9 protein-coding genes are annotated in these 4,717 nt (G+C 51.9%); all 9 read left to right on the top strand.

Annotated features, from left to right (window positions below; all coding sequences use genetic code 11):
* The coding region (locus tag EJP87_RS13915; protein ID WP_153188684.1) for a tyrosine-type recombinase/integrase at positions 1 to 338 on the top strand (338 nt) is incomplete at its 5' end.
* Positions 339 to 362: 24 nt separating this feature from the next.
* Positions 363 to 692, top strand: coding sequence for a type II toxin-antitoxin system RelE/ParE family toxin (locus tag EJP87_RS13910; RefSeq protein WP_193771396.1), 330 nt, complete (start codon positions 363 to 365; stop codon positions 690 to 692).
* Positions 689 to 952: a helix-turn-helix domain-containing protein gene (locus tag EJP87_RS13905; RefSeq protein WP_130472469.1), complete on the top strand. Its 264-nt coding sequence runs from the start codon at positions 689 to 691 to the stop codon at positions 950 to 952. Before EJP87_RS13910 ends, EJP87_RS13905 begins: the two co-directional genes overlap by 4 nt.
* Positions 953 to 1,063: 111 nt before the next feature.
* On the top strand, positions 1,064 to 1,780 hold the full coding sequence (locus tag EJP87_RS13900) for a hypothetical protein (RefSeq protein ID WP_130472468.1): 717 nt from the start codon (positions 1,064 to 1,066) through the stop codon (positions 1,778 to 1,780).
* A gap of 171 nt (positions 1,781 to 1,951) precedes the next feature.
* Positions 1,952 to 2,140 (top strand): helix-turn-helix domain-containing protein, encoded by a 189-nt coding sequence (locus EJP87_RS18640; protein ID WP_153188683.1) that lies wholly within the window; start codon positions 1,952 to 1,954, stop codon positions 2,138 to 2,140.
* Positions 2,141 to 2,145: 5 nt separating this feature from the next.
* On the top strand, positions 2,146 to 3,699 hold the full coding sequence (locus EJP87_RS13895) for a YfjI family protein (protein ID WP_130472467.1): 1,554 nt from the start codon (positions 2,146 to 2,148) through the stop codon (positions 3,697 to 3,699).
* A 3-nt stretch (positions 3,700 to 3,702) separates the two neighbouring features.
* On the top strand, positions 3,703 to 4,050 hold the full coding sequence (locus EJP87_RS13890) for a hypothetical protein (RefSeq protein ID WP_130472466.1): 348 nt from the start codon (positions 3,703 to 3,705) through the stop codon (positions 4,048 to 4,050).
* A 35-nt stretch (positions 4,051 to 4,085) separates the two neighbouring features.
* Positions 4,086 to 4,370: a hypothetical protein gene (locus EJP87_RS13885; protein ID WP_130472465.1), complete on the top strand. Its 285-nt coding sequence runs from the start codon at positions 4,086 to 4,088 to the stop codon at positions 4,368 to 4,370.
* 71 nt (positions 4,371 to 4,441) lie between these two features.
* Entirely contained in the window at positions 4,442 to 4,681 is a 240-nt protein-coding gene (locus tag EJP87_RS13880) for a hypothetical protein (protein ID WP_130472464.1), read from the top strand.
* The last annotated feature ends 36 nt before the right edge of the window (positions 4,682 to 4,717 follow it).

The following is a 4,717-nucleotide window of genomic DNA, read 5'->3' as shown; positions in this document are numbered from 1 at the left end:
CTCCATGGTTGTTTCCTTCCCGGATTCCTGGGCGGCATGTGACCCAGACCAGCGTTGACCATGCACTGAGAAAGAATCTGGCAGTGTTGGGCGTTGAGTCGTTCACTCCGCATGATCTACGGCGCACGGCGGCCAGTCTGATGACCGGCATGGGCATTTCCCGGCTGGTGGTGAGCAAAATTCTGAATCATGTGGAGCGGAGCATAACGGCGGTCTATGACCGGCATGGGTATGACCAGGAAAAGCGGTTAGCTCTGGACGCATGGGGCAGACGGTTGGAATCGATTGTGACATGGCAACCAGAATCCAACGTGGTACCGTTGCGGGTGATGGCATGATTTCTTTTGCATGGTATTCCGTCAATGACGTATAGTACAGACATCACCTTTATTGAGGCACCAGCGTTTTCCAAACTGGTTCATGACTACCTGGATGATTCAGAATATGCGGCTATGCAATGGTCTTTGGCGTTGCACCCGGAAATGGGCGTTGTCATCCCTGGCAGTGGTGGTGTGCGAAAACTGAGATGGTGTGCTGAAGGGCGTGGCAAGCGTGGGGGTGTGCGGGTGATTTACTACTGGCGGACCCGGCAAGGTGAAATCTGGTTGTTGACCATCTATGCCAAGAACGAAACAGAAAACATTGCTGCGGGGGTCTTGCGGCAACTGAAACAGGAGATTGACGGGCTATGAAACGCGATATTGGGCAAGAACTTTTAGAGGGTGTGCGGGCAATTAAGGCAGGTGAGGGCCAGCGGGTGACTGTGCAGATTCCGGGTGACGTGAAAGAGATTCGCAACAAGATGGCGCTTTCGCAATCCTCCTTTGCTGGCATCCTGGGGGTGAGTGTACGAACGGTTCAGGAGTGGGAACAAGGGCGGCGCAAGCCATCCGGTCCGGCGGCATCCCTGCTGCGTATTGCAGAACGCCATCCAGAAGCATTGCTGGCCTGACCGCCAGCGAACGAATGCCTGGTCTACCGCGACGGCGGGAAAAGGGGAAGCCTTCAACCCTCTGGCCGGGCACCATCATTGAAGGGCAACGCATTTTGGAGGGTGCGAAAAATGGCAATCGTTACCAGAAACCTGAATGCAACGCTTTTGCACGCAAGCAAAACCTTTATCGATGTTCCATGGCCACCATTCACGGAATTCAGGGAAACACTTGGCAGGGCTGATGCCATCGCGGAATATTTGCGGGCACGACGAATTGAGATGGAGATTCAGAGGGACGCTTCCAGAAGTTTTGATGACGACGGGAGAGCGTTCGCAATGTATGAGGCGCTAATCAGGCAAATTGATGAATTTTTGCCGATTCACCGGGGAGCATGTGAGTTTTTCTTCAGGGAGTCTTTGGTCAAAAGAAGGTATATCGGGTTGGGCTACAAGATGGGAGAATTTGAGAGAAGCCTGATTCCCCCATCGGAATGGGGCTTTCTCGATTTTGATTACGAGAAAAATTCTGCGTACAGCACAGAGCATGGAATCGCTTATGCCGGTTTGGAATTTATCGATATGGCTTTGTTGGACGATGACGAGAAACAGAAAATATTTCGTCGTGGTTCAGCAACAAACGAGCAAACACCAAAACCAAAGCGTGATAAAGTGGCGACACAAGCCTGGTATCAGAAATGGTATGCTGAATACAAGTCAATAAAAGAATTTGATAGCAGCTTGTCTGATGCAACCGTATACAAAAAAATCAAAACCAACCTTAATCTGACTCAAAGTGTAGAAACGATTGCTCGAAAGATACGCGAATTGAAACAAAACGGGGAATAAATATTTTCCCGCAACTCTCCCCGTTTTTCTCCCCGCATTATATGTAATTGAATTTGCTTGGTTTTACCCTGCACAAAAGCGGGGAACAAACTTGTTGCCCCGTTATTTTCCCCGTGCTTTTATTATGCCATCAGGATTCATTATCGATTTTAATCAATCGGAGATCAGCATATGGCAGCACAGCGCATCAAATCAACCGAGGTTCGGAAAAGGTTTGGCAATATTTCTGCGGCGACACTTTATCGAATGTGGAAGGTCTACAGAATACTCGAACCACCCGTGACAATTCGGGGGATCAATTACTGGACCCCTGAAGATGTTGATGCCGCTTTTGCAAAAAGCGGTCAGCGAGGGGAGTAATATTGGTGGAAAACCCTTTTGCTGAGTCGTTGCAAATGCCAGTGGTGGACCCATGGCCTGACATTCAATCGGTTACCTCCAATGATGAACCGGCACCATTCCCGACTGAGGCTCTGCCTCAATCATTGCTGACAGCGGCTGCGGAAATTGCACGGTTTACCAAAACCGATATAGCTTCTGCGGCAACCGTCTGCTTGTCTGTGGCAGCAACAGCGGTTGGCAAGAAGGCGCGAATCGAAGAAAGACCGGGGCTGTACCATTATCCGGCGCTCTTTTTTGTTGTTATTGCCGGTTCAGGTGAACGCAAAAGCCCGGTTTTTAAGAGTGCCACGTTTCCGCTTGAACAATGGGCAGAAAGCCAAGCAGAGCAACACGCGGCGATGGTTGCTATGGTTCAGGCAGAAAATGCTGTTGCTGATGCTCAACTGGCCAGCTTGAAGCGTCAAGCGGGGAAGGAACTTGACCCGGCGAAAAGAGCCGCGATTGCAAAACGTATTGCGGAAGAAACTGCAAAACGTCGTCAACTCCCAGCTTCCCCCCGACTGTTTGCCTCGGATGTGACCGAGGAGGCGCTGTTTCGTCTGCAGCATGCCCGCAACGGTGAATATTCTGTTATGACCGGCGAGGGGCGGTCAACCATTGACCAGATTTGTGGGCGTTACGCTTCCGGTGGGCGCACGGCTGACAGCATTTATCTGGCCGGGGTGAGCGGTGACACGGTGACCCGTGATCGAATTGGAAGCAGCAGCGAGGGGCCGGAAAATTCGGTCATCGTCAATCCGTGTCTGAACGTCTGCATCATGATTCAACCGGATAAATTTTCGGAACTCCTGAGCCATCCGTCACTGAAGGAAAGCGGATTGGTTGCCCGAATCTTGCCGGTGAAACCTGTTTCTCTGGTCGGCCAGCGGTTCGAGGAGGCAGACGAGGCCGGGTTAGATGAATCAGCTACGGCAGGGTTCTACCGCACAGTTACAGGTTTTCTGAACTCCAAGCGGCCAACTGACCCGGCAACAGGGCGAGCGGTTCCCCATCTTGCCCGGCTGGGGGCTGTGGCCAAGGAGGCACGGCGACAGTGGCATAATACGGTTGAGGCGCTCATGGCTCCTGGGCGGGAGTTGGAAGGTTGCCGGGACATCGCAAGCAAGGCGGTGACCCAGTGTGTCAAAATCGCTCTCGTGCTGCATTTGCTTGAAAAACCGGAGCAAATCCATGCTGACCACTCCGAACTCTCATTGGCCATGTGGCGGAGCGCTCAATTACTGGCAGAGCATTTCCTTGAAACCGCCTTCCGGTTTCGTGAAAGCGCCACAGCCAAGCAGTCACCGGAACAGCGGTTTGCCGAATGGTTGCAGCGAACCGGCAAGCAAACCGTTACATCGCGGGATGTTATCTCCTCCGGTCCATCACCCCGGCCAAGGAGTGTTGACGAAGTGTTGCCGATTTTTGAAGAGCTTTCCAACCAGGGAATATTGCGGAAACATCCATCCAAAAACGAATGGCAGGTAAATCCGAAGCTGAAATCTGCTTCATGCTTCAGTGCTTCTGTAGGGTGTTAGGAAATGGGTAATTTATTATTTATACCTGAAGCACTGAAGCAGTTGAAGCAAGGCGGAAGGTTCGGATTCGCCACCGCAACGGCCATTGTTTTGCCAGAAAAAGAACCTTTACCGGCAGGCAAACAACCGACACCCAAAACAGCGGCAGAATTCCGGCAGGCATTCGGCGTTTGGCCTTGGAACATCGACTGGATGAAACCGCACCATGGCAGGGCATCGCTGTTGCCGGAAGTGATCGATGGCCAACTGTGGCACTGGTGCTGCGACTGCGGTAGATGGGGGCTGTTTGGCACCGGTGTTTACCTGAGAAACGGCAAACTTGGCGAGTGGCAATGCGGTTTGCACAAATAATGAGTTTATCAACAATTCCAGCATGAGGCGTGACAATGAGCACAGAACAGATTGTTCAAATAATCCCGGCAGATGGGTGGATTGCCGTTTTTAATAACAAAAATCCAGATAAGGGTCCATATTTTTGCTTAAGAATTCCCGCCTTTGCGCTTGTAAATTCTGGTGGGAAACAGATGGTTGTCGGCGTTGCACCCGATGGAACCCTTTTGCCGGCAACCAATTTTTTTGGCTTCAGCCACGATTGCAGACCTTCCGTTTTTACGGCTGAATTCCACAACTTGGCTGAACTCAGAGCGCAAACAGAGGGGAGGGGTGAGTAGTGAACGCTGAACGAAAGTTGACAAATTCGGCTATCCCCAGGTAGAAGTCAGGCCGGAAGGCTGCACCGGGCTTGTCCATCAAGCGGCGAAAATTATTTCTGGATGCGTTGGCCGCGACCGGCACGGTCACAGATGCGGCACGTCTGGCAGGGGTGTCACGCGGCGGGGTGTATCTGGTTCGATCGGCAGATCCAGAGTTTGCCCAGGCGTGGGAAGAAGCTATTGAAATATTTGCAGATTCTCTTGAATCGGCGGCACACCAAAGGGCAGTAACTCCAACAGGTAAGCCACCGGCTATGCCGGTGGACTAAACAAGGCTACGCCGTTCCGTCGTGCTGAAAAATCGT

The organism is Candidatus Magnetaquicoccus inordinatus (assembly GCF_004217665.1).
GTDB lineage: Bacteria > Pseudomonadota > Magnetococcia > Magnetococcales > Magnetaquicoccaceae > Magnetaquicoccus > Magnetaquicoccus inordinatus.
Note: the sequence above shows the minus strand (reverse complement) of the source record. Positions and strands in the feature narration are given on the sequence as shown.

Coding starts and splice junctions, on each gene's coding strand:
- EJP87_RS13905 (WP_130472469.1), top strand. CDS start 689: ATGAAACGCGATATTGGGCAAGAACTTTTAGAGGGTGTGCGGGCAATT.
- EJP87_RS13890 (WP_130472466.1), top strand. CDS start 3,703: ATGGGTAATTTATTATTTATACCTGAAGCACTGAAGCAGTTGAAGCAA.
- EJP87_RS13900 (WP_130472468.1), top strand. CDS start 1,064: ATGGCAATCGTTACCAGAAACCTGAATGCAACGCTTTTGCACGCAAGC.
- EJP87_RS13885 (WP_130472465.1), top strand. CDS start 4,086: ATGAGCACAGAACAGATTGTTCAAATAATCCCGGCAGATGGGTGGATT.
- EJP87_RS18640 (WP_153188683.1), top strand. CDS start 1,952: ATGGCAGCACAGCGCATCAAATCAACCGAGGTTCGGAAAAGGTTTGGC.
- EJP87_RS13910 (WP_193771396.1), top strand. CDS start 363: ATGACGTATAGTACAGACATCACCTTTATTGAGGCACCAGCGTTTTCC.